At 73.8% G+C, this 25,830-nt stretch carries 22 protein-coding genes; 13 read left to right on the forward strand and 9 right to left on the reverse strand.

Annotated features, from left to right (window positions below):
- The first annotated feature begins 426 nt into the window (after positions 1 to 426).
- From ACFFF6_RS10920 to ACFFF6_RS10945, 6 genes are all read left to right on the forward strand, one after another.
- On the forward strand, positions 427 to 1,368 hold the full coding sequence (locus ACFFF6_RS10920) for a glycosyltransferase (protein WP_376980807.1): 942 nt from the start codon (positions 427 to 429) through the stop codon (positions 1,366 to 1,368).
- Positions 1,365 to 2,189: a glycosyltransferase gene (locus tag ACFFF6_RS10925; protein WP_376980588.1), complete on the forward strand. Its 825-nt coding sequence runs from the start codon at positions 1,365 to 1,367 to the stop codon at positions 2,187 to 2,189. Before ACFFF6_RS10920 ends, ACFFF6_RS10925 begins: the two co-directional genes overlap by 4 nt.
- Positions 2,190 to 2,318: 129 nt before the next feature.
- Positions 2,319 to 3,476, forward strand: a complete 1,158-nt coding sequence (gene glf, locus ACFFF6_RS10930; protein WP_376980590.1) for a UDP-galactopyranose mutase — start codon at positions 2,319 to 2,321, stop codon at positions 3,474 to 3,476.
- 57 nt (positions 3,477 to 3,533) lie between these two features.
- Positions 3,534 to 5,525, forward strand: a complete 1,992-nt coding sequence (locus ACFFF6_RS10935) for a glycosyltransferase (protein WP_376980809.1) — start codon at positions 3,534 to 3,536, stop codon at positions 5,523 to 5,525.
- Positions 5,522 to 6,448 (forward strand): ABC transporter permease, encoded by a 927-nt coding sequence (locus ACFFF6_RS10940; protein ID WP_376980591.1) that lies wholly within the window; start codon positions 5,522 to 5,524, stop codon positions 6,446 to 6,448. Before ACFFF6_RS10935 ends, ACFFF6_RS10940 begins: the two co-directional genes overlap by 4 nt.
- A gap of 1 nt (position 6,449) precedes the next feature.
- Complete coding sequence (locus ACFFF6_RS10945) at positions 6,450 to 7,217, forward strand: ABC transporter ATP-binding protein (protein WP_376980593.1); 768 nt, start codon at positions 6,450 to 6,452, stop codon at positions 7,215 to 7,217.
- Positions 7,218 to 7,219: 2 nt separating this feature from the next.
- On the opposite strand, the gene ACFFF6_RS10950 is transcribed toward ACFFF6_RS10945, so the two are convergent.
- Both ACFFF6_RS10950 and ACFFF6_RS10955 read right to left on the reverse strand, forming a co-directional pair.
- On the reverse strand, positions 7,220 to 7,918 hold the full coding sequence (locus ACFFF6_RS10950; protein ID WP_376980595.1) for a TIGR03089 family protein: 699 nt from the start codon (positions 7,916 to 7,918) through the stop codon (positions 7,220 to 7,222).
- On the reverse strand, positions 7,915 to 9,027 hold the full coding sequence (locus ACFFF6_RS10955) for a coenzyme F420-0:L-glutamate ligase (protein ID WP_376980597.1): 1,113 nt from the start codon (positions 9,025 to 9,027) through the stop codon (positions 7,915 to 7,917). Before ACFFF6_RS10955 ends, ACFFF6_RS10950 begins: the two co-directional genes overlap by 4 nt.
- 177 nt (positions 9,028 to 9,204) lie before the next feature.
- Here ACFFF6_RS10955 and ACFFF6_RS10960 point away from each other — a divergent pair, with 177 nt between their 5' ends.
- Genes ACFFF6_RS10960 through ACFFF6_RS10970 form a run of 3 tightly spaced genes read left to right on the forward strand, consistent with a single transcriptional unit; the run spans position 9,205 to position 14,477 of the window.
- Positions 9,205 to 9,504, forward strand: a complete 300-nt coding sequence (locus ACFFF6_RS10960; RefSeq protein ID WP_376980599.1) for a WhiB family transcriptional regulator — start codon at positions 9,205 to 9,207, stop codon at positions 9,502 to 9,504.
- 18 nt (positions 9,505 to 9,522) lie between these two features.
- A complete protein-coding gene (locus tag ACFFF6_RS10965) occupies positions 9,523 to 12,897 on the forward strand; it encodes a hypothetical protein (RefSeq protein WP_376980602.1) in 3,375 nt (1,124 codons plus the stop codon).
- A complete protein-coding gene (locus ACFFF6_RS10970) occupies positions 12,894 to 14,477 on the forward strand; it encodes a DUF5719 family protein (protein ID WP_376980604.1) in 1,584 nt (527 codons plus the stop codon). Before ACFFF6_RS10965 ends, ACFFF6_RS10970 begins: the two co-directional genes overlap by 4 nt.
- Before the next feature lie 21 nt (positions 14,478 to 14,498).
- Here the strand turns inward: ACFFF6_RS10970 and ACFFF6_RS10975 are convergent, their stop codons facing one another.
- Entirely contained in the window at positions 14,499 to 14,960 is a 462-nt protein-coding gene (locus tag ACFFF6_RS10975; protein WP_376980606.1) for a metallopeptidase family protein, read from the reverse strand.
- 150 nt (positions 14,961 to 15,110) lie between these two features.
- On the opposite strand from ACFFF6_RS10975, the gene ACFFF6_RS10980 reads away from it, so the two are divergent.
- Positions 15,111 to 15,440 (forward strand): DUF3499 domain-containing protein, encoded by a 330-nt coding sequence (locus ACFFF6_RS10980; RefSeq protein WP_376980608.1) that lies wholly within the window; start codon positions 15,111 to 15,113, stop codon positions 15,438 to 15,440.
- Positions 15,433 to 17,313, forward strand: coding sequence for a phosphomannomutase/phosphoglucomutase (locus tag ACFFF6_RS10985; RefSeq protein WP_376980610.1), 1,881 nt, complete (start codon positions 15,433 to 15,435; stop codon positions 17,311 to 17,313). The genes ACFFF6_RS10980 and ACFFF6_RS10985 overlap by 8 nt, the downstream gene beginning before the upstream one ends.
- A gap of 336 nt (positions 17,314 to 17,649) precedes the next feature.
- Here the strand turns inward: ACFFF6_RS10985 and ACFFF6_RS10990 are convergent, their stop codons facing one another.
- Positions 17,650 to 18,480: an RDD family protein gene (locus tag ACFFF6_RS10990; protein WP_376980612.1), complete on the reverse strand. Its 831-nt coding sequence runs from the start codon at positions 18,478 to 18,480 to the stop codon at positions 17,650 to 17,652.
- A 116-nt stretch (positions 18,481 to 18,596) separates the two neighbouring features.
- On the opposite strand from ACFFF6_RS10990, the gene ACFFF6_RS10995 reads away from it, so the two are divergent.
- Positions 18,597 to 19,592 (forward strand): stage II sporulation protein M, encoded by a 996-nt coding sequence (locus ACFFF6_RS10995; protein WP_376980613.1) that lies wholly within the window; start codon positions 18,597 to 18,599, stop codon positions 19,590 to 19,592.
- 220 nt (positions 19,593 to 19,812) lie between these two features.
- Here the strand turns inward: ACFFF6_RS10995 and ACFFF6_RS11000 are convergent, their stop codons facing one another.
- From ACFFF6_RS11000 to ACFFF6_RS11020, 5 genes are read right to left on the reverse strand one after another with little or no spacing between them, the layout of a single operon-like run.
- Positions 19,813 to 21,111: a DUF58 domain-containing protein gene (locus ACFFF6_RS11000; RefSeq protein ID WP_376980615.1), complete on the reverse strand. Its 1,299-nt coding sequence runs from the start codon at positions 21,109 to 21,111 to the stop codon at positions 19,813 to 19,815.
- A gap of 7 nt (positions 21,112 to 21,118) precedes the next feature.
- Positions 21,119 to 22,087, reverse strand: coding sequence for an AAA family ATPase (locus ACFFF6_RS11005; RefSeq protein ID WP_376980617.1), 969 nt, complete (start codon positions 22,085 to 22,087; stop codon positions 21,119 to 21,121).
- Complete coding sequence (locus ACFFF6_RS11010) at positions 22,084 to 23,235, reverse strand: DUF4350 domain-containing protein (protein ID WP_376980619.1); 1,152 nt, start codon at positions 23,233 to 23,235, stop codon at positions 22,084 to 22,086. Before ACFFF6_RS11010 ends, ACFFF6_RS11005 begins: the two co-directional genes overlap by 4 nt.
- A complete protein-coding gene (locus tag ACFFF6_RS11015) occupies positions 23,232 to 23,867 on the reverse strand; it encodes a DUF4129 domain-containing protein (protein ID WP_376980621.1) in 636 nt (211 codons plus the stop codon). The genes ACFFF6_RS11010 and ACFFF6_RS11015 overlap by 4 nt, the downstream gene beginning before the upstream one ends.
- Complete coding sequence (locus ACFFF6_RS11020; protein WP_376980623.1) at positions 23,864 to 24,988, reverse strand: glycerophosphoryl diester phosphodiesterase membrane domain-containing protein; 1,125 nt, start codon at positions 24,986 to 24,988, stop codon at positions 23,864 to 23,866. Before ACFFF6_RS11020 ends, ACFFF6_RS11015 begins: the two co-directional genes overlap by 4 nt.
- A gap of 152 nt (positions 24,989 to 25,140) precedes the next feature.
- Between ACFFF6_RS11020 and mtrA the strand changes: the two genes are divergently transcribed.
- Complete coding sequence (mtrA, locus tag ACFFF6_RS11025; protein WP_376980625.1) at positions 25,141 to 25,827, forward strand: MtrAB system response regulator MtrA; 687 nt, start codon at positions 25,141 to 25,143, stop codon at positions 25,825 to 25,827.
- Positions 25,828 to 25,830: the final 3 nt, after the last annotated feature.

The raw sequence follows: 25,830 nt of genomic DNA on the forward strand, positions 1-25,830 counted from the left end.
GGTCGGAACCGGGCGGGCGCTGCTCCGGGGCCGGGCGCGGCTCACGGCGGGTCGTCGCGGCGCGCCGGGGCGCTGTCGGGCTCGGCGGTCGCGTTCGTCCACGGTGTTCCTTCGGGTGTGAGACGGATGCTGCGGGCGCGGCGGCGGGCGGCTGCCCGGGGGTCCCGCGGGGGAGGAGACGGGGTGCTGCGCGGTGGCCAGAGTAGCCGCTTCGCCCGACTCGCTTCCTGACTGCCCGGTAACACTGCCCGGTAACCTCGCATGGTGCGCACGGAACCTTCACCGCATCCGCGCGTGTCCCGGGCGCTCCCTGGACGGATCCGGCCCGGAGCGTCCGTAGACTCGGGGGACGCGATCCGCCGCAGCGGTCGCCGTCCGCCCGATCGAGAGCGTGCAGGAGGTTCCGTGGGGCAGCAGCACGGGCCCATGGTCGTGGCCGTCGTGGTCACCTTCAACCGGGAGCATCTGGTGGGGGAGTGCCTCGACGCGCTCGCCGCGCAGACGCGGCGCCCCGATGCGGTCGTCGTCGTGGACAACGCCTCGACCGATGCCTCCGGGCGCATCGCCGACGCCCACCCGATCGCCGCGGACGTCCTGCACCTGCACCGGAACGTGGGAGGTGCGGGGGGCTTCGCCGCCGGCATGGCGCGCGCCCTCGAGCAGCACGGCGCCGACTGGATCTGGCTCATGGACGACGACACGATCGCCCGCCCCGGGGCCCTGCGGGCGCTGCTCGAGGCGGAGGCCGCGGCCCCGGCCCGCCTGTCGCTGCTGAGCTCGCGCGCCGTGTGGAGCGACGGGCGCGACCACCCGATGAACACGCCGCGCACGAAGGTCGGGGCGAGCCGCCGGGAGCGCGCGGACGCCGCTGCGATCGGCGCCCGGCCCATCCGCACCGCGAGCTACGTCTCCGCCTTCCTCCGCGCCGAGGACGTGCTGCGCCTGGGCCTGCCCCATGCCGACTACTTCATCTGGTCGGACGACTTCGAGCACACGGGCCGCCTGCTGCGCCGCGGCCGCGGCGTCCACGTCGCCGCTTCCGTCGTCGAGCACCGCACCGCCCTCTTCGGCGATGCGCAGTCCTCGCCGGGGCCGCGCTTCTACTACGACGTCCGCAACCGCCTCTGGGCGCTGATGCGCACCGCCTCCTTCTCCCCGCTGGAGCGCCTCCTCTACGGCGGCAGCACCCTGCGGGGCTGGCTCCGCCTGCTGCGCAGGCATCCGGCGGAGCTCGGCCCCCTGGGCGGGCGCGGTCTGCGCGACGCCCTCGCCCGCGGCCCCCGGCCCTCCGCGAGCGTGCTCGCACCCGAGGACGCGGAGGCCGCCGCGGCGATCGCGCGGATCGAGCGACGGGCGGGCCGCCGATGACCGACCCCTTCACGGTCCTCATGCCCCTGTGGCGCGGCGACCGCGCCGACCGCTTCCGCCGGGCCGTCGAATCCGTGACCGTCCACCAGGCCCTCGCCCCGCAGGAGCTGCTCGTCGTCGTCGACGGACCCGTCCCCGCGGAGCTCGAGGACGAGCTCGCGCGGATCGAGTCCGGGCGGTACGGACCGGCCCGCGTCCGGCGCAGCCCCGCTCACCGCGGCCTCGCCCCGGTCCTGCAGGAGGGCCTGCTGGCCGCGCGCACGGAGATCGTCGCCCGGGCCGATGCCGACGACCTGTGCCGCCCCGAGCGCTTCGCCCGCCAGATCCCGCTCATGGCCGAGCTCGACCTGCTGGGCAGCGCGATGCAGGAGTTCTCCGACACCCGCCCCGCCGGGCAGGGGCCTCTGCGGCGCCGCCCGCAGACCCACGCCGCGATCCGCGACTACCTGCCCTTCCACAGCCCCTTCCACCATCCGACCGTGGTCATGCGCCGCAGCACCGCGCTCGCGGCCGGCGGATACCGGGAGCTGGACCACCTCGAGGACTACTGGCTGTGGGAGCGGATGCTGCTGGCCGGGGCCCGCACCGCGAACCTGCCCGAGGTCCTCGTCGACTACCGCGTGGACAAGCGGCTGTTCGCCCGTCGCGGCGGCTGGCGCATGTTCGCCTCCGACCTCCGGCTCCAGCGGATCTTCTGCGAGGACCGGGTGACGACTCCCCGCCAGATGCTGGTGAACATCGGCCGGCGCGGCGCATACCGCTTCGCGCCCGGCTGGCTGCGACGGATCGGCTATCGCACCGTCGTGGAGGGCTCGCTGTGACCGCCTGCGCGCGGAGCGCTGTGACCCATCTTCCGAACTGCTCCCCGACCCGGCGCAACCGCCCCGGAAGGCCGGGGGCGCTGGGCTACTGTGGCTGTGTCCGCAGCCCGAGAACCGAAAGGCACACCCGTGGCGACTCCTGACCTCCTCATCGTCGGATCCGGACTGTTCGGACTGACCATCGCCGAGAGGGCGGTGACGCAGCACGGCGCGAAGGTCACCATCATCGACCGGCGCGACCACCTGGGCGGCAACGCCTACTCGGAGCGCGACGAGGCGACCGGGATCGAGATCCACAAGTACGGGGCGCACCTGTTCCACACCTCGAACACGCGGGTGTGGGAGTACGTGCGGGGCTTCACCGACTTCACCGGCTACCAGCACAAGGTGTACACCAACCACCGCGGCGTGGTGTTCCCGATGCCGATCAACCTCGGCACCATCAACCAGTTCTTCCAGTCCGCGCTGACGCCGGACCAGGCGCGCGCGCTGGTCGCCGAGCAGGCCGGGGAGCTGGCCGGGACCGATCCGGAGAACCTCGACGAGAAGGGCATCAGCCTCATCGGCCGTCCCCTGTACGAGGCGTTCATCAAGAACTACACGGGCAAGCAGTGGCAGACCGATCCCAAGGACCTGCCCGCCTCGATCATCTCGCGCCTGCCGGTGCGCTACACGTACGACAACCGCTACTTCAACGACACCTACGAGGGTCTGCCCGCGCAGGGGTACACGGCCTGGCTCGAGCGCATGGCCGACCACCCCTCGATCGACGTGCAGCTGTCCACGGACTTCTTCGACGAGAGCCAGCCGTGGAACAAGGAGGCCGTGCGCGGTCGGATCCCCGTGGTCTACACGGGCCCGATCGACCGCTACTTCGACTTCTCCGAGGGGACCCTGGGCTGGCGCACGATCGACCTGGAGACCGAGCACCTGGACGTCGGCGACTTCCAGGGCACCTCGGTCATGAACTACGCCGATGCGGAGGTCCCCTACACCCGCATCATCGAGCCGCGCCACTTCCACCCCGAGCGCGACTACCCCCGGGACCGCACCGTGATCCAGCGCGAGTACTCGCGCTTCGCGCAGTCCGGCGACGAGCCGTACTACCCGATCAACTCGACCTCCGACCGCGAGACCCTGCTCGCCTACCGGGCCCTGGCCGATGCCGAGCCGCGCACCCTCTTCGGCGGGCGCCTGGGCACCTACCAGTACCTGGACATGCACATGGCGATCGGCTCCGCCCTGTCCATGGCCGACAACAAGCTGGCCGATCTGCTGCGAGCCTGAGGAGCACCACCTGTGAGCACCACCACCCCCGCGCCCGAGCAGCGCGTCCTGCACCGGATGATCATGCCGCTCGAGGCGACCCCGGACATCGTCCCGCTGTACATCGAGCAGACCACGGCCCATTCGACCGCCGGGGGCGCCTTCGGGCTCGGCTCCGCGGAGGCGAAGGCGCGCCAGGACGCGGCTGCGAGCCGCTCCCAGGCGCCCTCCGGTGCGCAGATGGACCTCGATGACATGAGCGCCCGCCACAGCGCCCGCGTCCCCGCGGGCGCGATGCGCTCCTTCGGCACCTACTTCAACGCCTTCCCCGCGGGCTACTGGCGCCGGTGGACGAGCGTGCGCGAGGTGACGCTGCGGATAGCGACCGCGGGCCGCGGGCAGATCGTGGTCTACCGCTCGAACGCGCGCGGCTCGATCCAGCGCCAGGACTTCCGGCTCGTCGAGGGCAGCGTCATCAGCGAGTTCGTGCTGCCCCTGGACGCCTTCGGCGACGGCGGCTGGTACTGGTTCGACGTGTACGCAGGGCCCGAGGACGTGACGGTCGCCCAGGCGACGTGGGGCGCGGACGCCTCCCTCGCCCGGGTCGAGGGCACCTTCTCGATCGCGATGACGACCCTGAACAAGGTGTCGTACTGCCTCGAGAACATCGCCACGATCGCCCGCAACCCGGATCTGCGCGAGATGCTCGACGTCATGTACGTCGTCGACCAGGGCAGCGACCGCCTGCGCGACCATGAGGAGCTCGCGGACCTGCAGGCCGAGATGGGCCAGCAGCTGCAGATCATCGAACAGGGCAACATCGGCGGCTCGGGCGGCTTCTCCCGCGGCATGTACGAGGCCGCGACCGCGGGGACCTCCACCTACGTCGTCAACTGCGACGACGACATCGTCATCGAACCGGAGTCGTTGATCCGGCTGAAGACCTTCGCGGACTTCGCGCGCACGCCGACCATCGTCGGCGCGCACATGTTCGATCTCAACAACCGCTCCGTGCTGCACACCTTCGGCGAGGTCGTCGACCCGTGGCGGATCCAGCCGGCGCTGCCCTCCGCGGAGGGAGAGCTGGGGCACGACTTCGCCCTCGATCCGCTGCGCTCGACCCCCTGGCTGCACCGCCGCACCGACGTCGACTACAACGGCTGGTGGATGTGCATGATCCCCACCGAGACGGTGCGCGCGATCGGCCTGTCCCTGCCGGTGTTCATCAAGTGGGACGATGCGGAGTACGGCCTGCGCGCGAAGAAGGCCGGATACCCCACGGTGTCCCTGCCCGGGGCGGGCGTCTGGCATGTCTCCTGGGTCGACAAGGATGATCTGGTGGGCTGGCAGGCGTACTTCCACGAGCGCAACCGCATCATCACCGCTCTCCTGCACTCCCCGTATCCGCGTGGCGGGCGGGTCGTGAAGGAGTCGCAGTTCATGGACGTCAAGCACCTGATCTCCATGCAGTACTACACGGAGGCCGGCCGGCTGCTGGCCCAGTCCGACGTCCTGCGCGGGCCGCACGTCCTGCACGAGGAGATCGGCACCAAGCTGCCGGCGATCCGGGCGATGGCGGCGTCCTTCGACGACGCCTCCGCGAAGAAGGACGCCGACCAGTACCCGGCCGTGCACGTCGACAAGCCGCCGCGCAAGGGACGGCCCTTCTCCCAGCCCTCCCGCTACCTGCTGCCGCTGTGGACCGCGAAGAAGCTCGCGGCCCAGCTGGTCCAGCCGCCGAAGGAGCGATCGACCCGCAACCCGCAGGCCGCGATCGCGCACCAGGACGCGCGCTGGTGGCGTCTCGCGCACTACGACAGCGCCCTCGTCTCCAACGCGGAGGGCACCCAGGTCTCCTGGTACAAGCGCGACCCCGAGCAGGTCCGCACCATGCTCGCCCGCGCGGTCGGGGCCCACGTGGACCTGTACCGGCGCTGGAACGAGCTCGCCGCGCAGTACCGCGAGGCGAGCGCGGAGATCACCTCCTTCGACGCCTGGGAGCGGACCTTCGCCGCCAACCCCGCGCCGGAGCGCGAGCAGGACCGCGCCCGCGGGGGCACGTCCGCGTGAGCGCCCCGGCCTCGAGGCCGGCGCTGCGCGGGCCCTCCCGCCTCGAGAAGGCGGAGGGCTGGCGCGCGCCGGGACAGGACGCCGGCTGGCTGAACCCGGTCACCGAGCGCTTCCTGCTGCTCCTGCTGGTGCGGAAGGAGCTGCGCGTCCGCTACCGCGGCAGCGTGCTCGGCATGGTGTGGAGCTACGTCAAGCCCGCCGTGCAGTTCGTCGTCTTCTACATCGCCCTCGGCGTGTTCCTGCAGCTCCAGAAGGACACCCCGGCCTACGCGGTGTACCTGTTCAGCGGCATCGTCGCGGTGAACCTGTTCGGCGAGGTGTTCGGCAACGCGACGCGCTCCATCACCGGCAATGCGCCGCTGGTCTCGAAGATCTATCTCCCCAGCCAGCTGTTCCCGTGGTCGAGCATGATCGTCGCCCTCGTGCACTTCCTGCCGCAGCTGGTGGTGCTCGTCGTCGGCGCGCTCCTGTTCGGGTGGGTGCCCTCGGGGACCGCGGCGGTCGCCTTCGTCCTCGGCCTGGTGATCCTGCTGGTGTTCACGATGGGCCTCGGCATGCTGGGGGCGGCGCTGAACGCCGCCTTCCGCGACGTCGAGAACTTCGTGGACCTCATCGTCATGGTCGCGACCTGGCTCTCGCCCGTGCTCTACCGGATCGCGATGGTCGAGGAGGCGATCGGCGGGACGTGGATGTGGTGGCTGTACCAGCTGAACCCGCTGACCATCGTCGTCGAGCTGTTCCACGTCGCGTTCTGGCGCTACGGGCCCGATGTCGTGGAGCGGGCGGCCACGGACCCGAGCCTGACCCAGCCGGGGGAGCCCTTCGGCCTGTGGTGGGCGGGACTGCTGATCGCCGCGGTGACGTTCGTGGCGGGAACCGTCGTGTTCGAGCGGTCCAAGCGCCGCTTCGCCCAGGAGCTGTGAGATGAGAGCCGACATGACCCCGCCCTCGGACCCCGGGCCCGCCGCGGCCCGCGAGATGGTGCGCGTGGAGCACGTCTCCAAGCGCTTCTCCCTGCGCCATGACCATTCGCTCAAGCAGCTCGTGTTCTCCGCCCTGCAGCGCAAGAAGCTCGCCGACACCTTCATGGCGCTCGAGGACGTCGACCTCACGGTGCGCGCGGGGGAGACGGTGGGGCTGATCGGCTTCAACGGCTCGGGCAAGTCGACCCTGCTGAAGACGATCTCGGGGGTGCTGTTCCCCGACGACGGCCGCGTGCTGCTGCGCGGCAAGGTCGCGGGCCTCATCGAGGTCGGCGCAGGGTTCCACCCTGACCTGTCGGGCCGCGAGAACGTCTACCTCAACGGCGCGATCCTCGGCATGACCCGGGAGCAGATCGACGAGCGCTTCGCGGACATCCTCGCCTTCAGCGAGATCGAGGAGTTCATCGACACCGATGTGAAGTACTACAGCTCCGGGATGTTCCTGCGGCTGGCCTTCTCCGTCGCGGTGCACACGGATCCGGACATCTTCCTGGTCGACGAGATCCTCTCCGTCGGCGACGAGCCCTTCCAGCGCAAATGCCTCGAGCGGATCCGGGAGCTGCAGGAGGCCGGCCGGACCATGGTCGTGGTCTCCCACGAGCTGGACATGCTCGAGCACCTGTGCAGCCGCATCGTGGTGCTGCGCAAGGGGCGGATCGTCTTCGACGGGGACCCGGGCGAGGCGGTCGCGACGCTGCGGGCGAGCTGAGCTCAGGAGCGGGTCGGCCCGGGACGCCCGGGGACGAGGCCGTCCGCGGCCGGCAGACGGGGCAGGGCGTCCGCGGGTCCCACCAGCGGGCGACCCACGAGCAGGGCTCCCAGCACGGCGTCGGCCTCGTCGAGGCCGTCGCCGCGCATCGGCAGCGGACGACGGAGCGGACGCTCCCCGAGGGTCGCGGTGCCGTCATCGGCCGCGGGGACCAGCGCCGGGCCCGACCACCCGGGGAGGGGGACCTGCAGCGCGTCGGCGTGCCCGCGCACCTCCTGCACCCAGTCGTGCGCCAGCGGCGGGAGCTCGCCGGAGAAGTGCAGGGACAGGGACGCCGCATCCAGCAGGAGCAGCTCATCGGCCCGGTCCGCGAGCGCGGAGGCGGGATCGGCGGTCGCGGCGACCCGCGGGTCCTCGACATCCTCCGCATCGGTCGTCGGGCCCGCCAGCTCGACCCGGGCCCCGAGGGACCAGGCGGCCACCGCGAGGACGAGACGCTTCCAGTGCGGCGGCAGGTCCAGGACCACGAGGTCGCCGGGGGCGAGGGCGAGCTCCTGGTCGAGATGATTGACCGACTTGATGATCCAGTTGGCGAGGACGTGCCCGGACAGCTCGACGCGCCCCGCCTCCCCGAGCCAGGCCAGGGCGGGCTGGGCGCCGCGGGACTCGAGGGCGGACAGCAGGGGGGACGGATCGGTCATCGGGGCTCCTCGGGGGACGGCTGCTCGAAGGTCAGCTCGACCTCCGGCAGCGGGGACCAGTCGTGCTCGGCGCGCAGGGCGGTGCGCAGCCTCTCGGCCAGGGCGCCGGCCGCGCGCCATCCCCGCGGCGAGTCCTCGGCGGGGAGGATCCCGATGCGGTGCTCTCCGAGCAGGCGAGCGCGCGCCCCGGCGGCCTCGCCGTCACGGGGGAGGAGGGCCACCTCGAGGGCGCGGGCGATCCGGATATCCGCCGCCTCCGGGCTCATGCGGGCGATCGGCTCGTGCTCGGGCGCCAGGCCGAGGGCCTGCCACACCGACTCCAGGGAGGGGCGGGCGAACCAGTCCTGCGGCGGGAGCCGGTTCAGCTCCGCGGCCGGCACGGCGGGCGCCAGCGCGTCGGCGACGCCCCGCACGACGGCGGCCGGCACGGCGGAGGCCTTGCCCTTGACGAGGTCCGCCGCGGCGGCGAGCTCGTCGGCCAGGTCGCGGACGGTGACGGCCAGGGCGCGGCCGTCGGCATCGGCGGTGCCGCGCAGGTCCTGCAACGAGGCGACACCCGCGGCCCCGAGCGCGATGTCCCCCACCCCGACGCGCCAGATCCGGGAGGAGGTGTCGGTCAGGAGGACCCCGTACTCCTGCGGCGCGTCCCCGGCGGCGGCCAGCAGGCGCTCGCGCAGCCGGGTCGCCTCGGCGTCCGGGTCTCGGGGCAGCAGGAGCAGGCCGTCGGGCGCGTTCGAGCCGTCGATCCCGGCCGCCGCCATGACCGCCCCGTGGGGCGTCTGCACGATCGAGGTCACGACCCGGTCATGCCGCCGCCGGGCGACCAGGCGGACGGTCTGCTCCCGGATCGCCCGCTGCTTGTCATCCCGGTCGATCACGAGGCCCAGCGCCTTGGAGACGACCTTCGTCGACACGCACAGCACGTCGCCCGCGGCCAGCCCCGGTCCGCCGGGCGCGTGCAGGGCATCGACGAGGAGACGGGCCAGGTCATCGCCCGGCCGGATCTCCGGAAGCCCGGTGACGGGGATGACCTGGACGGAGGCCGCGGCGGGACGGTGCCCTGCGCGGCGGATCGGACGGGAGGACGAGGTCGTGCCGAGCGGATCCATGGGGCTCCTGGGACGGGGGCCGGCGTGCGCGGCGACGGTGTGGAGCACACGCACTTGACGGGCGGGAACTACAGCAGTGTATTTTAGGGCGAGCGCGTGCACGGCTTCGGCACGTGCGCTGCGGGCACGACCCTCCTCAGGTGCCCGTGGAGCGACGCCGTGGAAGGACAGGTGCCGATGGATATCGACCAGCCGGAGGAAGCCGCCCCCGTCGAACTGGACCTCCTCAGCTTCGCCGACGTCGACGGAGACGACGGCGAGCTGTCATGGCAGGAGCGGGCGCTGTGCGCCCAGACCGACCCCGAGGCGTTCTTCCCCGAGAAGGGCGGCTCGACCCGCGAGGCGAAGAAGGTGTGCGTCTCCTGCGAGGTCCGCGCCGAGTGCCTCGAGTACGCGCTCGAGAACGACGAGCGCTTCGGGATCTGGGGCGGCCTGTCCGAGCGCGAGCGCCGCAAGCTCAAGCGCCGCGCCGTCTGACCGGCTGCCGCGCAGGTCGTGACCCACCGCTCCGTCACCGCCGTCGTCCTGCTCTCCGGGCGGGACACGCCGACGCATCATCGAGAGACCTTCGCAGCTCTCGCGGCGCAGAGCCGTCGCCCCGACCGGGTCGTCGTCACCGCCCCGCCGGAGCTGCCCGCCGGGACCGAGTCCGTGCTCGACGATGCCTTCGACGCCGGGCTCATCGACGAGCTCCTGCGCACCTCCGCCTCCCTCGGGCACGTCGGAGCCGTCCGCCACGTCATCGACCTCCTCTCCGACCCCGATCGGATCGCCCCGGTGCGTCGCGACGCGGAGCAGGAGGCCGCCTCCGCGGGGGTCGGCCGCCGTGCCCGCGACATCGACGTGGACGAGGCCGAGCGCCGGGCGCTGCGGGAGGCGGAGACCATCGCCCAGGTCCCCGCGCGGCTGCGGGAGCAGACAGGCGCGCCCGGCCGCCGAGGATCAGGACGGCGCCGGGCCGACGACGGCGATGACTGGCTCTGGTTCATCACCGAGGACTCCGCCCCCGGGACGCGGACCCTCGAGACCCTGCTCGGGGCCGTGGAGGCCTCACCGTCGACCGCCATCGTCGGCCCGAAGCGCGTCCGCCATCGAGGTGCCGGACCGCAGGAGGGACATCTGCTCACGGCCGATGCCGCCGACGGACTCGTCGACGTGGGGCTGACCCTCACCCACGGAGGCAGGATCCACACCGGGGTCGAGGCGGGCGAGATCGACCAGGGCCAGCTCGACTGGCGCGAGGACGTCCTCGCCGTCGCCTTGCCCGGCATGCTCGTGCGGCAGTCGACCCTCGAGGCGGCGGGAGGCTTCGACGCCGCGCTGCCGACGCCCTGGGCGGAGATCGACCTGTGCCAGCGGGTATGGCGGGGCGGCGAGCGCGTCGCCGTCATCGCCGAGGCGCGTGCCGTGTCCCCGGCTCCCGAGGGCACCGAGGCCCACCTCGTGCGCGAGCACCGGCGCGGCCAGCTGCTGACGCTGCTGAAGCATCGGCCGCTGCCCTTCGCCCTCCTCCTGCTGCTGCTGTCCCCCCTGCTGACGCTCGCCCGGATCGCGGGGGCGATCGTGGTGCATCGGCCGCGGCTGGCCGCAGCGGAGCTGAGCGCCCTCGGCGGCATGCTGCGCCGGGCCCCGCGCGCCCTCGCCCAGGGCGCCGCGATATCACGGCGCTCCGCGGTGCCGAGGCGGCGCCTCGCGCCCCTGTTCCTGCCCCGCGGCGAGGACCTGCGCCAGCAGATCGACGCGATCTGGACCCGCCTGTTCGCCGATGACGACCGCACCCGACGGATCCGCCGCACCACCTGGGGCATCTCCGGCACCACCCACGGCGCGGACGACGCCGACTACGGCCGCCACGGCGTGTGGACCCTCGTCCTCGCCCTCGGCGCGACCGTCATCGCCCTGGTGTCCCTGCGCTCGCTGTTCGGGCGCGGCGACCTCGTCGGGCCGTCCTTCCGCGCCCTCCCCGAGAGCTGGCGCGACACCGCCCAGACCGCGTGGTCGAGCTGGGTCCCGGGCGGGCTCGGCATGCGCGGACCGGCCGACCCGCTGCTGCGCCTGCTCGGCGCCGTGCCCGTCTCCGGCTCCCTGCTCGTCGAGGTCGTCATCTTCGCGGCCGTGCCCGTGTCCGCCCTCGCCGCCTGGTGGGCGGCGGGCGCGCTGACCCGCGCGGTCGGGGCCCGGCTCGCGATCGCCGTGGTGTGGGCGAGCGCGCCGACGGTGCTCTCGGCCCTGTCCTCGGGGACGTGGCAGGTGCTCGTCGTCCACATGCTGCTGCCGCTGCTGGCCCTCGCGATCGGCCGCGCGATCGGCCTGCCGCACCGCCTGTCCCAGGCGAGCGTCTCCGCGGCCGCGGCCGGCGGGCTCGTGCTGCTGGTGATCGGAGCGATCCAGCCCGTCCTCGTGCTCGTGATCGCGCTGGCCCTCGCTCTGCTGGCGCCGCTCGTCCCCGGCCGCCGCCTGCGGCTGCTGTGGGTGCTCGTGCCCTCCCTCGCCCTGCACGCCCCCTACATCGGGCAGTACGTGCAGCACCCCTCGATCCTGTTCGCCGGCGTGCCGGGAACCCCCGCCGGGACGCAGAGCGGGCTCACGGTCCTGTCCCTGTGGCCCTCCGTGCCGCCGGCCTGGCAGGCGCTCGCGCCGCTGGTGGGCGCGCAGCTCGCCGCCATGACCCCGGTGCTGCTGCTGGCCCCGATCGTGCTCGCCGCCCTCGGCGCGCCCTTCCTGGCGGGCAGCGCCGGTGCCGCCGGACGGCTCGCCCTGCTGGTCGCCGCCGTCGCCCTCGGCGTCGCCGTCCTCGCCGCCCGCACCCCGGTCGAGATCGTGGACGGCTCGCTGCTGTCCGGGTCCCAGCACGGCCTGCTCAGCATCGCCCTGCTGGCGATCCTCCTGGGGGCCGGGGCGACCTTCGACGCCTTCGCCCGGCGCGGCCCCGGCATCTCCCGCCTGCGCCGGATCGCCTCCCTCGGCGCCGCCTGGGTCACGGCGGCCCTGTGCGCGGTCCTCGTGGTCGGCTGGAGCATCGGCCTCCCGGCCGTGCTCGGGATCCACCGCCAGGACGTCGCTCCGGTCCCGGCCGCCGCCGCCGACAGCGGCCGCTCCGCGGATCGTCAGCGGGTGCTCGTGCTCAGCGCCACGAGCCCGGACCAGGTGCAGGCCGAGCTCGTCGTCGGCGGGGGAGCGTCCCTCGACCAGCGATCGGCGGCCGCCTCGGCGCGGACGATCGCCGCGATCGGCGAGGACAGCGCCGTCGATGTGGACCCCGCCTCGAGCGCGCTGCGGGCCGGGACCGCCCAGCTGCTCGGCACGGCCGCGGCGCCCGGAGGCGAGGGACTGAACCTGCTGGGGATCGAGTACGTCGTCGTCCCCGGCCCGCTGGAGGAGCAGGAGGCGCTGATCGGCGCGCTCGACAGCTCCCCGCGGCTGGAGAAGGTCACGCAGACCACGACCGGGGGCCTGTGGCGGCTCGTCGATGCCGCGCCGCGCGCCTGGATCGGTACGCCGCGCCTGGACGCGGACGGCGCGGTGCTCGACGCCGCCGCCGATGCCGACGCCGCCCCGTTGCGCAGCCGGGTGATCGCCGTCGACGGGAGCGTCGAGGCCGCGGAGGCCGAGCGGGTGATCGTCCTGTCCGAGCGTCAGGACGCGCAGTGGAGCGCGAGGGTCGACGGGCGGGAGCTCGAACCCGTCCTCGTCGGCGGCTGGGCCCAGGGATTCGTCCTGCCCGCGGGCATCGGAGGAGAGCTGCACCTGGACCGCGACCAGCCCTGGCGCCTGCCCCTGCAGATCCTGCTGGGCGCGACCGTCGTGCTGAGCGCCCTGATCGCCGTGCCGTGGCGACGCCGCGGCGTCCGCATGGAGGTCCCGTCATGAGCATCGGCCGCCGCCCCCTGCTCGGCGCACTCAGCCTGCTGCCCTTCGTCGGCGCCGGTGCGGTCGCCGTGTCCTCGCACGGCTCCCCGGGCCTGCGAGAGCTGATCCGGCCGGAGGAGGCCGCCCAGCCCGGGGCCCTCACCCGCTGGACCGAGGGACCGCTCACCGTCCCGGACGAGGTGCTCGGCTCCGGCCAGTCCGATGACGACTTCCGGGTGATCCCGCCCTCGACCGCCGTCGGCGTCTCCGCGATCGCCCTCGAGGAGGACTCCTCCCTCCTGTTCGGCCGGGTCTCCAGCAGCACCACCCGCCAGGACGCGCAGGGAGACCCGCTGGCCCCGAGCATCGAGCTCGTGGACGAGGACGGCGGCGAGAGCACCGCCCCGCCGACCGAGCTCGGCTACGGCGCCCTGGGCCTGCTCGCCCCGGACCTCGAGGCGGGAGCCCAGGTGACCCTCGCCGCGGCCGACGGCAGCCGCCCCGTCGGCGATGCCGTGCAGACCACCCTCACGGAGACGGGCGACTTCCGCTCCCTCTCCCTCAGCCGGATGCTGAGCCCGCGCGTGGACGCCTCCTTCCTGGGGGCGGGCACCCTGCGCGGGAGCACCTCGGTGCTGGTGCTGCGCAACGTCTCCCCCCGTCCGGCGACCGCGTCGGTCCAGGTGTGGACCGCCGACGGCCCCGCCGAGATGCAGGGCCGCAGCCGGATCGTGGTCGCGGCCGGGGAGACCGCGCAGCTCCTGCTGGACACGGTGATCGCCGGTCAGGACGCGGTGGGCCTGCGCGTGGTCACCGTCGGTGCGCCGCTGCTGATGCACGTGAGCACGGCCGAGCGCGACGGCCTCACCGCCCGGGGCGCCCAGATCCTCGCGCCGCTCCCCGAGCCCGCGGCCGAGCAGCTCGTCCCCGGCGTGCACCTGACCACCCCGGACCTGGTGCCCGTGCTGATCCTCCAGAACCCGCGCGGCACCGACACCTCCGCGGACGTCACCGTGCTGGGCTCGGAGGGCGATCTGGGTCTGCCGGGCCTGTCGGGCCTCGATCTCCCGGCCGGGACGGTGCTCACCGTGCCGCTGCCGCTGACCGTCCCGGGGGACTATGCCGTGCGGATCCTCGCCGCCGCCCCCGTCGACGCGGTCGTCCGCTCCCGCGTGCCCGGGCCCGCCCCGGCCGGGGAGACGCTGGGCACCCCCGCGGACCTGGCGCTCGCAGCCGCCGCGCCCGCCCTCGGACAGGGAGCGGCGTTGGCCCTGTCCACGCTGGGCCCTGTCGGGCTGCTGGCGCTCGTCTCCTCCGCGGACACCACCGCGACCGTCATCCCCCTCGGCGCGGACGGGAGCGCCGGCGCCCCCGTCGTCCGTCCGGTCCCCGCGGGCCGGCTCGTCACGGTCGGGGGGACCGAGCTGCGCGGCATGAACGGAGCCGCCGCCGGCCTCGTGCTCAGCAGCGAGGGGAGCGGGAGGCTCCACGCCGCCTGGGTGCAGGCGGAGCACGACCCGGCCCTCGGCGGGCTCCTCTCGACGATCCCCGTGCTCCCGCCCGCTCGGGAGCTCGCCTCCCTCTCCGTGCACCTGCGCTGATCAGCCGGGCCGTCGGCCCGATCAGGACCCCCAGGCCTCCGGGTCGACGTCGCCCGGGTCCAGCGACAGCATGGCGCCGATCTGCTCGGCGAGCACCTGGCGGACCATCATCGCGATCTCGGCCGCGCCCTGGGCGCGGGTCTCGATCGGGCGGCGGTACAGCACGATGGTCGGAGGGTCGAAGCGGTCCGCGGCCACGAAGCGGCCCAGCGGCACCAGCTCGTCCTCCCACGGCGCAGGATCCGTGGACGGCACCTCCTCGACCGTGACCCGCAGATGCTCGAGCCGCCGCCCGAACCGCTCCAGATGCGGCCGGATCGCCTCGAGGACCGTCTCGTCGAACAGGGCCCGCCGCGAGAGGTGGCCGGGCAGATGCGGGGGGATCAGATCATGGCGGAAGCCCCGGCCGTGCCGGTCCCGCCGGGGCCTGCGCGCCGGTCCCAGAGCGCTGCCGCGCCCCATGGGGGAGGAGGGGATGCCCATGTGTATCTCCTATGTCGAGCAGCGTGCGGGAGGCGCCGGCTCGAGGCGTGGTGGTCGGCGGTCACTCTATCCCGCGGGCCGTGGCGAGCGCCTCACGGCGGTCAGCGCGCCGCCCTCGGGCGAGGTCGGCGCCCCGCGTAGACTGCATCCGTGCCTGCCCGTGAATGCTCCCGGACCGCGTGCTCCCGACCGGCGGTCAGCACGCTGACCTACGTGTACGAGGACTCGACCGCTGTGCTCGGACCCCTGTCCCGCACCAGCGAGCCCCACGCCTACGACCTCTGCGCGGACCACGCCCAGCGGCTGACCGCCCCGCAGGGCTGGGAGCTGATCCGAGTCCCCGGCAGCTCCGGGGCGAGCGACGACCTCCTCGCCCTTGCGGACGCGGTCCGCCCCCGGCCCGCGGTCCCCGAACCCGTTCCCGCGGCGGAGCCGAGCCCCCGCCGCCATCTGCATGTGATCAGGAGCAGCAATGACTGAGCTCGCCCCCGGACCCGCCGATCTCTCCGGGATCGTCAAGGCCTACGACGTCCGCGGAGTCGCCGGGAGCGAGCTCACCGTCGAGGTCGCGCGTGCGCTGGGCGCCGCCGTCATCGACCATCTCGGCGAGGACGCGATCATCGTCGCCCACGACATGCGGATCTCCTCCCCGCAGCTCGCATCCGCCTTCGCCGAGGGAGCGGTCCTGCGCGGTGCGGTCGTCGCCTTCAGCGGGCTCAGCTCGACCGACCAGCTCTACTGCGCCAGCGGCATGCACCGGGCGGCGGGGGCCATGTTCACCGCCTCCCACAACCCCGCCCCCGACAACGGCATCAAGCTGTGCCGGTCCGGGGCGCGGCCGATCAGCCGCAGCACCGGGCTCGCGGAGATCCAGGCACGAGCGGAGGCGTACCTCGATGCGGGGGAGATCCCAGCGGTCCCGGGCGGCCGGCGCGAGGAGCTCGACACGCTCGAGGAGTACCTCGCCACCGTCCTCGCGCTCGTCCCGGTGCCGGCGGGCCGCCCGCTGCGCGTGGTCGTCGACGCCGCGAACGCGATGGCCGGGCACACCGTGCCCCCACTGGCGGAACGCCTCGACGGCATCGAGATCATCGGCCTCTTCCTCGAGCTCGACGGCACCTTCCCGAACCATGAGGCGAACCCGCTGGACCCCGCGAACCTGCGGGATCTGCAGGCCGCCGTGCTCGCCGAGGGCGCGGACCTGGGCCTCGCCTTCGACGGCGACGCCGACCGCTGCTTCGTCGTCGACGAGACCGGTCGCGCCGTGCCCGCCTCCGCGATCACGGCGCTCATCGCCGAGCGGGAGATCGCCCGCGCCCGTGCCGCCGGCGAGGATCGCCCGGCCGTGGTCGCGAACCTCGTCTCCTCCCGCCACGTGGAGGAGACCGTCGTCGCGGCGGGCGGCCGCCGGGTCCGCTCCCAGGTCGGGCATTCGCTCATCAAGGCGCTCATGGCCCAGGAGAACGCCGTGTTCGGCGGCGAGCACTCCGCGCACTACTACTTCCGCGACTTCTTCTTCGCCGACTCCGGCATGCTCGCGGCGCTGCACGTGCTCGCCGCCCTGCGCGAGTCCGACGGGCCGGCCTCCGCGCTCGTGGCGCGTCACGACCCCTATGCCGCGAGCGGGGAGATCAACTCCTCGGTCGCCGATCCCGCCGCCTCCCGCGAGGCGGTCCGCGCCCATGTGCAGGCCGCCGCGGAGGCCGAGGGCCGCCGCCTCGAGATCGACGAGCTCGACGGCATGACGGTCACCAGCTGGGAGGACGCCGCACCGCCGGAGGAGCGCTGGTGGTTCAGCCTGCGCTCCTCGAACACGGAGCCCCTGCTGCGGCTGAACGTGGAGGCCGCCTGCGAGCGGACCATGGAGCGCGTCCGCGACGAGCTCCTCGCGGTCATCCGGGGCGACGGCGCGGATGCGCCGAGACCGGTGAACGCCGGGGCCGACCCGGGGACCGGGGCTGCCGACCCGGGGACCGGGGGTGCCGAGCCGACGGCGGGCGTCGCGCCTCGGATCGGGGGCGCCGGGTCCGGGTCAGGGTCCGGGTCCGCCGATGCCGAGCTCGCGACCGCCGGGCGCGAGGTCCCGATCCCGCCCGCCGATGCGGCGGATGTGCCCGCATCATCCGGGCCTGCGTCCGCGGAGCCCGTGGCGCCCGCCGCGCGGCAGGACTCCTCGACCGTCGGGACGATGGATGGCTCCGGGATCGATATCCCGGCCTGGGTGCGCGAGCGGATCGTCTGTCCCTCCTGCCACGGCACCCTGCTCGACGCCCCCGGCGCCCTGCGCTGCGCGGACTGCGGCCGTAGCTACGGGGTCGAGGACGGCATCCCCGTCCTCATCCCGCAGGACTGACCGTGGTCGAGGCACGGCATCCGCGCTGTGCCTCGACCACGGGCAGCTCTCGCCCCGGGGCTGTTGTTGTGCGTCAACGACGGTCACACCTCGGTGGGGCGGCGGTTCCGGTGAGGGGGCTCGAGGCCTGGTCGCCGTCGGGGGTCGTCGTGGTGCCTCGGCGAGGGTCGGACCCCGTGGGGCGGCGGTTCCGGTGAGCGGGATCGACGTCTGATCGTCCTCGGGGCGGCAGCGGGGCCGCGTCCCGGGCAGGCGTCGGCGGCATGCAGGCCCCGGAGCCGCGCATCGGATCCTGCCGTTCACGGCGGATCCTGCCGCGCACGATCCGCGGACGCCTCAGGCGCGGAAGGGGAGGGCGGCCACCTGCTCGGCATCGGCGCTGCGGCGCTCCGCGGCCCGGCGCAGACGCACCTCGTCCCTCCGCGAGCGCTCCGCGATCACGGCGCGCAGGAAGTCCTCCGGATCCGTGCCCGGAGGCGGCGGAGGCGACACCGAGGGAAGGGTGCGCTGGAGGAGATCGCGAGAGCGGATGCGCCGCGACTCCGGGACGAGCGCGCCGGCCCGCGGCAGAAAACCGCGGATCTCCTGGGCCAGCGTCAGCGGGAGCCGCCCCACATCGGCTGTCGCCGCCCAGTCGGCGAGGTCCGGGGGCACCTGCTCACGGCGGGGGATCGGCGCGCGCAGCCGCTCCTGCATCACGAGCGTGCCGGCGAGCATGTCGCCCAGCCGCCGCGAACGCCGATCGATCACGCTCGTCGTCAGGGCCAGCGCCCCCGAGGTCGACCAGATCTCGAACATCGCCATCACGGCGCGCAGGATGCTCTGGCGCAGGTGCACCGGTCCGCCGTCCTCGCGCACCACGCGGGTGCCCATCACCAGACGACCCGGGGAGCGGCCGTGCAGCAGCAGCTCGCACAGGACCGGGTATCCGATCCAGGCGAGGACGCCGGCCAGCAGCAGGGCGGCCGCGACGAAGCCGTCGTCGAGACCCCCTCTCGCCGCGGCGAGCGCCGTGCCGACCGTCATCGCCGCGAACAGGATCAGCTGCAGCACGCCGTCGATGATCGCGGAGACCATGCGCGTCGCGAACGAGGCGGGGAGCAGGTCCAGGAGCACGGCCTCGCCCGTGATGAGGGCGTCGCGCTGCCGGGCGGTCTGTGCATCCATGCCCCCAGTCTCGCAGGAGCCGCGTCGCCGGACCACGATCCCTCGTCGGCTTCCGCCGCCGGTGACGCCTACTTTCGTCGCAGGCGGGGCCCGGTCCCGCCGCCTACGCTGGAACGGTGGATATCGACGCCTACATCGCCGTGCACCGCGAGGACTGGGACCGCCTGGACCGCCTCGCGCGCTCCCGTCGTCTCGATGCGGAGCAGATCGACGAGCTGATCGCCCTCTACCAGCGGGTCGCGACGCAGCTCTCGACGGTGCGCTCGACGAACCCGGATCCGACGCTCACCGCACGGCTGTCCATGCTCCTGAACCGGGCGCGGGGGCGCATCACCGGTGCCCGCGTCCCGCTGTGGCGCCATGCCCGCACGATGCTCTGGGAGGACTTCCCCTCCGCCCTCCACCAGGCCCGCTGGTCGGTCGCGCTGTGCGGCGCGCTCGTCGTGCTGTCGACCCTCGTGACCGGGCTGTGGTTCGGCCTGGACGCGGGGGCCCGCGAGGCCGTCGTGCCGCAGGCGGAGCAGCGGATGCTCGCCCAGCGCGACTTCGTCGCCTACTACTTCCAGGGCGAGGCCAGCGGCTTCGCCGCCCAGGTGTGGACCAACAACGCCTGGATCACCGTGCAGGCGGTGGTCTTCGGCATCACGGGCTTCTGGCCCGTGCTCATGCTGCTGCAGAACGGGCTGAACATCGGGCTGTCCGCCGGGGTGATGGCGGCTCACGGCGGCCTCGGCACGTTCTTCGTGTTCCTGCTCCCGCACGGGCTGCTGGAGATCACCTGCGTCTGCATCGGTGCCGGTGCGGGTCTGCGGCTGTTCTGGTCCTGGGTGCGGCCGGGACCGCTGCCCCGCGGCTGGGCCCTCGCCAGCGCTGCGCGCGCCCTGGTGACGGTCGCGATCGGACTGGTCCCCCTGCTGCTGGTCGCCGGGCTCATCGAGGCCTTCGTGACGCCCTCGAGCCTGCCGGCTGCGGTGCGGATCGGGATCGGGGTGATCGCCTGGGCCGGGGTGCTCTGGCTCATGCTCGGCCGCGGCCGCACCGTGCACCGGTCGGGGGTGAGCGGCGACCTGTCCGAGGACCTCGTCGGGGACCGCGTCGCGGTCGCCTCGTGATCCTGCGCCCTCCTCGGTGCCCGGTGCGCGGCTGATGCCCACGGCCGATCGCCGCTGACCCGGCTGTCGCCGAGCCGGACCTGTTCACGCGCACGGGACGAGGGCGCTGGGCATGCCGCTGCCCAAGCCGTCCGCGCACCTGCTCCCGCGCGCCCCGGACGGGGCCGATCGCCCCGCTGGGGAGCCTGCGTCGCGGGACCGGGATCAGAGTCGGCCGGGATCAGAGGCGGCCGGCGGCCTTGAGCAGCAGGTACCGGTCGGCGAGGGCCTGCGGCAGGGAGTCGGGGCCGGCATCGACCACGTGCGCCCCGGCCCGTGTCAGCAGCTGCGAGACGGCATCGCGCTCGAGCATGGTCCGGGAGGCGGCCGCGGCCCGATAGACCGCCTCGGCATCGGCCCGGCCCGCCGCCAGCTGCGCGAGGGAGGGGTCGGCGACGGAGGCGATCACCACGGGATGCGCGGCGCTCAGCCGCGACACCACGGGCAGCAGCCCCTGCTCCACCACCGAGGGCTCGACCGGGGTCAGCAGCACCACCAGGGCCTGCCTCCGGGTGCGGCGCTCGATCTGCGCGGCGACCTGCTCCCAGTCCGTCTCCACCAGGGCCGGCTGCACGGGCGAGGTCGCGGCGACCACGTCGTGCAGGACCGTCCGCGGGCTCGACCCGCTGACGGAGACGTGGGGGATCCGGTCGATGCACAGCACGTCGACGCGATCCCCGGCCTCGGTCGCCAGCGCTGTCAGCAGCAGCGCCCCGTCGAGGGCTGCATCCAGGCGCGGCCCCTCGCCGATCCGGGCGGCGGAGGTCCGGGAGGTGTCCACGACGATCAGCACATGCCGATCGCGCTCGGGCCGCCAGGTGCGCACGACCACGCTGCGACGGCGGGCCGTGGCCCGCCAGTCGATCGAGCGGACGTCGTCGCCGTCGACGAAGTCGCGCAGGGAGTCGAACTCGGTGCCCTGGCCGCGCTGATGCACGGCCGCGAGCCCTTCGAGCTCGCGCAGGCGCCGCACCCGGGACGGCAGATGCCTGCGGGATCCGAAGGCATGCAGCGCCAGCATCCGGCCGGGGACGGCGGGCCGGGCGCTGCGCCGCATCAGGCCGAAGGGGGAGCGCGAGTCGATGACCAGGGCGCGCGAGGAATGCTCGCCCCGGCGGGTCGGGGTGAACACCTGGGAGATCGCGCGGCGCTCGCCGCCGGGGATCCGCAGGTGCTCCCGCTGCCGGGCGAGCCCTGCCGTCGGGTTCCAGGCGTCGCGCACGTGCAGCTGCATCGGGGCACGGCCGGGATTGGTCAGCAGGAGGCGCCCGGTCGCGCTCGTGCCCAGACGCAGCTGGCCCGGAGCCTCGCGGCGCACCGCGACACGGCGCGGGTCCGGGGTGCGCAGCACATCGATCCCCAGGAGCGCGAGCCAGGCGAGAGTGCAGGCCAGCAGGGTCCACGCGCTCGGCCAGAGCACGAGGAACGGGGTCGCCAGCAGCGCGCTGAGCGCACCGGGGACGGTGGGGGAGATGCGCATGTCGACCTCAGCGGGGGACCGGGACGGAGGCGAGGGTCGCGGCGAGGACCGAGGAGATGCCGGCGCCCTCGAGCTCCGCCTCCGTCGTGAGGCGCACCCGATGCGAGAGCGTGGCCGGCGCCATCGTCTTGACATCGTCGGGGGTGATGAAATCGCGCCCGCCCAGGTAGGCCCAGGCACGGGAGGTGCGCAGCAGAGCGATCGCGCCGCGCGGCGAGGCGCCCAGCTGCAGGCTGGGGGAGCGCCGGGTGGCCCGGCACACGTCGACGATGTACTGGAGCACCGCGTCCTCGGCGCGCACGCGCGCGACGTCCTCCTGGGCGGCGCGCAGGGATCCGGCATCGGCCACGGCGCGCAGGCCCGCTCCGGCGAGGTCGCTCGTGGAGAAGCCGTCGGCGTGGCGGCGCAGCACGTCGATCTCGTCGTCGCGCTCGGGCAGCGGCAGCACCGCCTTGAGCAGGAACCGGTCCAGCTGCGCCTCCGGGAGGGCATAGGTGCCGTCGAACTCGATGGGGTTCTGGGTGGCGACGACCAGGAACGGCTCCGGAAGAGGGCGGCTGACGCCGTCGACGGTCACCTGGCGCTCCTCCATCGCCTCGAGCAGGGCGGACTGGGTCTTCGGCGGCGTCCGGTTGATCTCGTCGGCCAACAGCAGGTTCGTGAACACCGGGCCCTCGCGGAAGACGAGATCGCTCGTGGCGCTGTCATAGATGAGGGAGCCGGTCACGTCGCCGGGCATCATGTCCGGGGTGAACTGGAGGCGCCGCATCTGCACGTCGAGGGCTGCGGCGAGCGAGCGCACCAGCAGGGTCTTGGCGACGCCGGGCACGCCCTCGAGCAGGACGTGGCCCCGGCACAGGAGGGCGACCACGAGGCTCGTCACAGCCGCGTCCTGGCCCACCACGGCCTTGTGGATCTCGGTGCTCAGCGCGGTCATGCGCTCTCGGTGCCCGGTATCGGGGATCGGGGTGGTCATCGGGAGATCTCCTTCTCGAGAAGGTCGAGGTCGTGGGCCAGGGCGACCAGCTCGCGGTCGCCGGCCAGAGGTGTCGGGCCCAGCAGATGCCGCAGACGGGCGGCGTCGAGGGTCGTGTGGGGGGCGAGGGCGTCCAGCAGAGGGTCCAGCCGGGTCTCCCGGTGGATGCCCAGCCGGTGCGCGAGCCGGGCGCAGGTCGCCGCGCGGAGAGCGGCGGCGGCGTGGTCGTGGGCACGGGCCTGGTGCAGCATCCGCGCCCGGCCGATGGTCAGCTCCTGGGCGCGGACCTGCACCGGCAGCGGTTCGAGGACGACGGGGCCGTGGCGGCGGCTGAGCGCGAGGAGCGCCGCTCCCGTCACGGCCAGCAGCCAGACGGCGACCGGGCCGGTCCACGACGGCAGGTAGTCCAGCAGGGTCGGCGCGAAGGTCGACATCGGGTCGGTGGCCGAGGGCAGGTACCAGCCGAGCCCCTGCGGATCGCCCAGGGCGTTCAGGGCGACCGCGGAGTTGTCCAGGGTGCCGACCTCCCCGTTGCTCAGAAGGCTCGCCGAGCCGAGCACCGTGACGCCGTCGGTGACGACGACGAGGCTGCCGCCGCGCAGGGCGAAGCACGAGCTCGCCCCCTCGGGGGCGGTGTACGCGGTCGAGGACTCCGAGACGCCCTCGACCGGGGCGGCCAGAACGGTGCGTGCTCCGAAGGAGGCCTCCCCGCAGTCCGGCGAGGAGGTCAGGCGCTCGCGCTCCTCGGAGCTCCCGGAGGGCCGCACCCCGGGGGCGAGGGCGGACACGGTGACGAAGTCGGGCTGGACGAGCACGAGGCGGCCGCCCCCCGTCTCGCGGGCCTCGGCCAGCAGGTCGATCTGTGCGCTGTTCAGCAGGTTCGGCGTGGTGACGAGCACGGTGCCGCCGGCCTCGAGGGTCTGGGCGGCCTCGGTCGTGCGCCGCTGCGGCTCGGCGCTCGTCCCGAGATCCTCGAGGACCCGCACCACGGCCTTGGAGCCCTGGGCCGTGGGGGCGTCGGGCTCGAGGGGGCCGTCGCGGTAGGTGCCGCGCAGGACCGTGACGAGCACGGCGGCGAGGATCGCGACCGCGATGAGGGCGACGAGGATCCGGCTGCGGCGCGGGCTCTGCGCGGAGGGGTCGGTCACGGCGCCGCCCCCTCGCCGGCGAGACGCGCCAGGTCGGGGGTGGTCTGGGCGACGTACTCGACCAGGCGGACCGCGTCCTCGGCCTGCTTCGCGCTGGCGCTCCGTCGCGAATACGCGGCGGTGTCGAAGGCGGCCGCAGCCAGGTCGAGCCGTCGTCGCAGGTCCGGGAAGGGGACGCTGGCTGCGGCGGCCACCTCGTGGGCGGTCATGCCGGCGCTCACCTCGAGCAGGGTGCGCTCGTCGAGGTCGCGGACCAGCGAGCGCAGCGCGAGCACGACGGCGTCGTCGAGGCGTCCCGCGTCCAGGGCGAGCCGGGAGCGGACCCGCAGCTCGTCCGCGCCCGCGACCTCCTCGCCATCGAGAGCCGCGGACACGCTCAGCGCACCTGATCCGCGCAGCAGCCCCGTGCGGCGCGCCACGAGCACGAGCAGCGCGACGGCCAGCAGGCCCCCGCCGATCCCGATGGCCCACTGGGCAGGTCCGGAGCCGGACACGTCCGCGACCATCCGGTCGAGGAAGGCCTCGATCACGCCGAGCAGCCAGGCGATGAAGCCGTCGCCCTCGCGGTACTCGGAGCGGGAGAGTTCCTCGAGGATCCTCCGCCGCGCCTCGTCCGGGTCCACGGGGTTCACGCCCGCGTCTCCTGCGAGGGGCTCGCGGCGGCGCGCTCCCCGCGGGCGGCCGCCTGCAGCTCCACGTCCCAGCCCTCGCCGCGCATCCGCGCATCGGCGTACAGGGCGGTGATCCCGGCCGCGAGGAAGGGGGCGACGAGCACGGTGGCCAGGAAGGTCCCGAACATGGCGACGATCAGCATCAGCGACATGGCCAGGGCCAGGGCGGTGAAGTTCGTGGCGAGCAGGATGCCCAGGTAGAGGACGGTCGCGATGATGCCGAAGACGCTTCCGACGGCCTGCTGCGCGATGCCGTACAGCACGGTGATGAGCACGCCGATGCCGATCACCCGCCATCCGCGTCCGCCGCGGGTGAGCGTGAGGGAGCGGCGCAGGGCACCGAGGGCGCCGACCTCCTCGGCGGCGAGCACCGGCACCGCGAGGATGCAGCGGAAGGAGATGTACAGCGTGCCCAGCAGGCCCAGGAGCGCGCCGAGCACGAGCGGGAGGATCGTCCACCAGCGCGGCTCCTGCACGATCAGCAGCGGGACAGCGCCCAGCATCGTCAGCACCAGGAGCGGGACCATGCTCGCGATCCCCACGAGCAGGCCGAGCACGACCGCGGGGAGACCGCGGCGGCGCAGCGTCGCGGGCACCAGGTCCTCGGTGCTGCGGCGGCCGGTGGCCTCGTCGAGAGCGACGCGGGCCAGCACCACCGTCACCAGCTGTGCGGCGATCATGGTCACCAGACCGGTCGCGACGCTCGTGACCAAGGTGAGGATCGACTCGCCGAGGGAGAGGTCGGACTCGAGCTCGGCGGTCAGGTCGTCGGCCAGCCCCTGCATCTGCACCATCATCGGGATCATCCCGGCGCCCTGCAGGAGGGAGGTGATCACGAAGGCGAGGCCGAAGACGAGGGCGGACAGGCCGAACACCGTCCTCGGCCGCACCCGGTAGATCCGCATCGCGGCGCTCAGGATCTCTCCGAGGCTCATGGGCCGCAGGGGGAAGAGAGGGACGCGCGCGGTCAGCTCCCGCTCGAGCGGGGAGGCGGGGGCTCCGGAGGGGTCGAGCTCCGGGGCCGCGTCGGCGTGGGTCTGCGGAGCGGGGAGCGATCCGGGGGCGGACCAGGGTGAGCTCATGGCGGTCTTCCTTCGCAGGTGATCGTGGGAACCACCGTACGAGGCGCGATGCGTCCGCATGCACCGACCTTGGTCGAATCCCGCGGCGCCTCTGGTCGCGTCGGCTCCCCGCGCTGCCTCCGCGCGGGCGGGGGCGGTGGCACAATGAGCGCATGACGACGCCTTCTCGCATCCTCGTGGTGGACGACGACCAGGCCATCGCCGAGATGGTCGGGATCGTCCTGCGCGGCAAGGGCTTCGAGGTCGTGACCACCCCCGACGGCGCCTCCGCGCTCGAGGCGTTCCCGCGGGTGAGGCCGGACCTCGTGCTGCTGGACCTCATGCTCCCGGGCATCGACGGCATCGAGGTGTGCCGCCGCCTGCGCCGCGAGTCCGGAGTGCCGGTGATCATGCTGACCGCCCGCTCCGACACGGCCGATGTCGTCGAGGGCCTCGAGGCCGGCGCCGACGACTACCTCACCAAGCCCTTCGAGCCCGATGAGCTGGTCGCCCGCATCAAGGCGCGCGTGCGCCGCACGGACGCGCCGACCACCGAGACCCTCATGATCGGCGACGTCGTGATCGACGTGGACGGGCACGAGGTCCGCCGGGAGGGCGAGACGATCCCGCTGACACCGCTCGAGTTCGACCTGCTCACGCAGCTGGCCCGCAAGCCCTGGCAGGTCTTCACCCGGGAGGTGCTGCTGCGCGACGTGTGGGGGTACCGCCACGCGGCGGACACCCGCCTGGTGAACGTGCACGTCCAGCGCCTGCGCTCGAAGATCGAGCGAGACCCCGAGAACCCGCGTGTCGTGGTGACCGTGCGCGGCGTGGGCTATCGCGCCGGCGCCGAGGCCTGAGAC

Origin of the sequence: Brachybacterium hainanense, assembly GCF_042434575.1 — a bacterium.
In the GTDB taxonomy this organism is placed as follows: Bacteria; Actinomycetota; Actinomycetes; order Actinomycetales; family Dermabacteraceae; genus Brachybacterium; species Brachybacterium hainanense.

Excerpts from the sequence above, each read along its gene's own strand:
- ACFFF6_RS10975 (WP_376980606.1), bottom strand. The coding sequence starts at position 14,960 with ATGGGCATCCCCTCCTCCCCCATGGGGCGCGGCAGCGCTCTGGGACCG.
- ACFFF6_RS10985 (WP_376980610.1), top strand. The coding sequence starts at position 15,433 with ATGACTGAGCTCGCCCCCGGACCCGCCGATCTCTCCGGGATCGTCAAG.
- ACFFF6_RS10955 (WP_376980597.1), bottom strand. The coding sequence starts at position 9,027 with ATGGATCCGCTCGGCACGACCTCGTCCTCCCGTCCGATCCGCCGCGCA.
- ACFFF6_RS10935 (WP_376980809.1), top strand. The coding sequence starts at position 3,534 with ATGATCATGCCGCTCGAGGCGACCCCGGACATCGTCCCGCTGTACATC.
- mtrA (WP_376980625.1), top strand. The coding sequence starts at position 25,141 with ATGACGACGCCTTCTCGCATCCTCGTGGTGGACGACGACCAGGCCATC.
- ACFFF6_RS11020 (WP_376980623.1), bottom strand. The coding sequence starts at position 24,988 with ATGAGCTCACCCTGGTCCGCCCCCGGATCGCTCCCCGCTCCGCAGACC.
- ACFFF6_RS10970 (WP_376980604.1), top strand. The coding sequence starts at position 12,894 with ATGAGCATCGGCCGCCGCCCCCTGCTCGGCGCACTCAGCCTGCTGCCC.
- ACFFF6_RS10945 (WP_376980593.1), top strand. The coding sequence starts at position 6,450 with ATGAGAGCCGACATGACCCCGCCCTCGGACCCCGGGCCCGCCGCGGCC.
- ACFFF6_RS11000 (WP_376980615.1), bottom strand. The coding sequence starts at position 21,111 with ATGCGCATCTCCCCCACCGTCCCCGGTGCGCTCAGCGCGCTGCTGGCG.
- ACFFF6_RS10920 (WP_376980807.1), top strand. The coding sequence starts at position 427 with ATGGTCGTGGCCGTCGTGGTCACCTTCAACCGGGAGCATCTGGTGGGG.
- ACFFF6_RS10960 (WP_376980599.1), top strand. The coding sequence starts at position 9,205 with ATGGATATCGACCAGCCGGAGGAAGCCGCCCCCGTCGAACTGGACCTC.
- ACFFF6_RS11005 (WP_376980617.1), bottom strand. The coding sequence starts at position 22,087 with ATGACCACCCCGATCCCCGATACCGGGCACCGAGAGCGCATGACCGCG.
- ACFFF6_RS10925 (WP_376980588.1), top strand. The coding sequence starts at position 1,365 with ATGACCGACCCCTTCACGGTCCTCATGCCCCTGTGGCGCGGCGACCGC.
- ACFFF6_RS10990 (WP_376980612.1), bottom strand. The coding sequence starts at position 18,480 with ATGGATGCACAGACCGCCCGGCAGCGCGACGCCCTCATCACGGGCGAG.
- ACFFF6_RS10950 (WP_376980595.1), bottom strand. The coding sequence starts at position 7,918 with ATGACCGATCCGTCCCCCCTGCTGTCCGCCCTCGAGTCCCGCGGCGCC.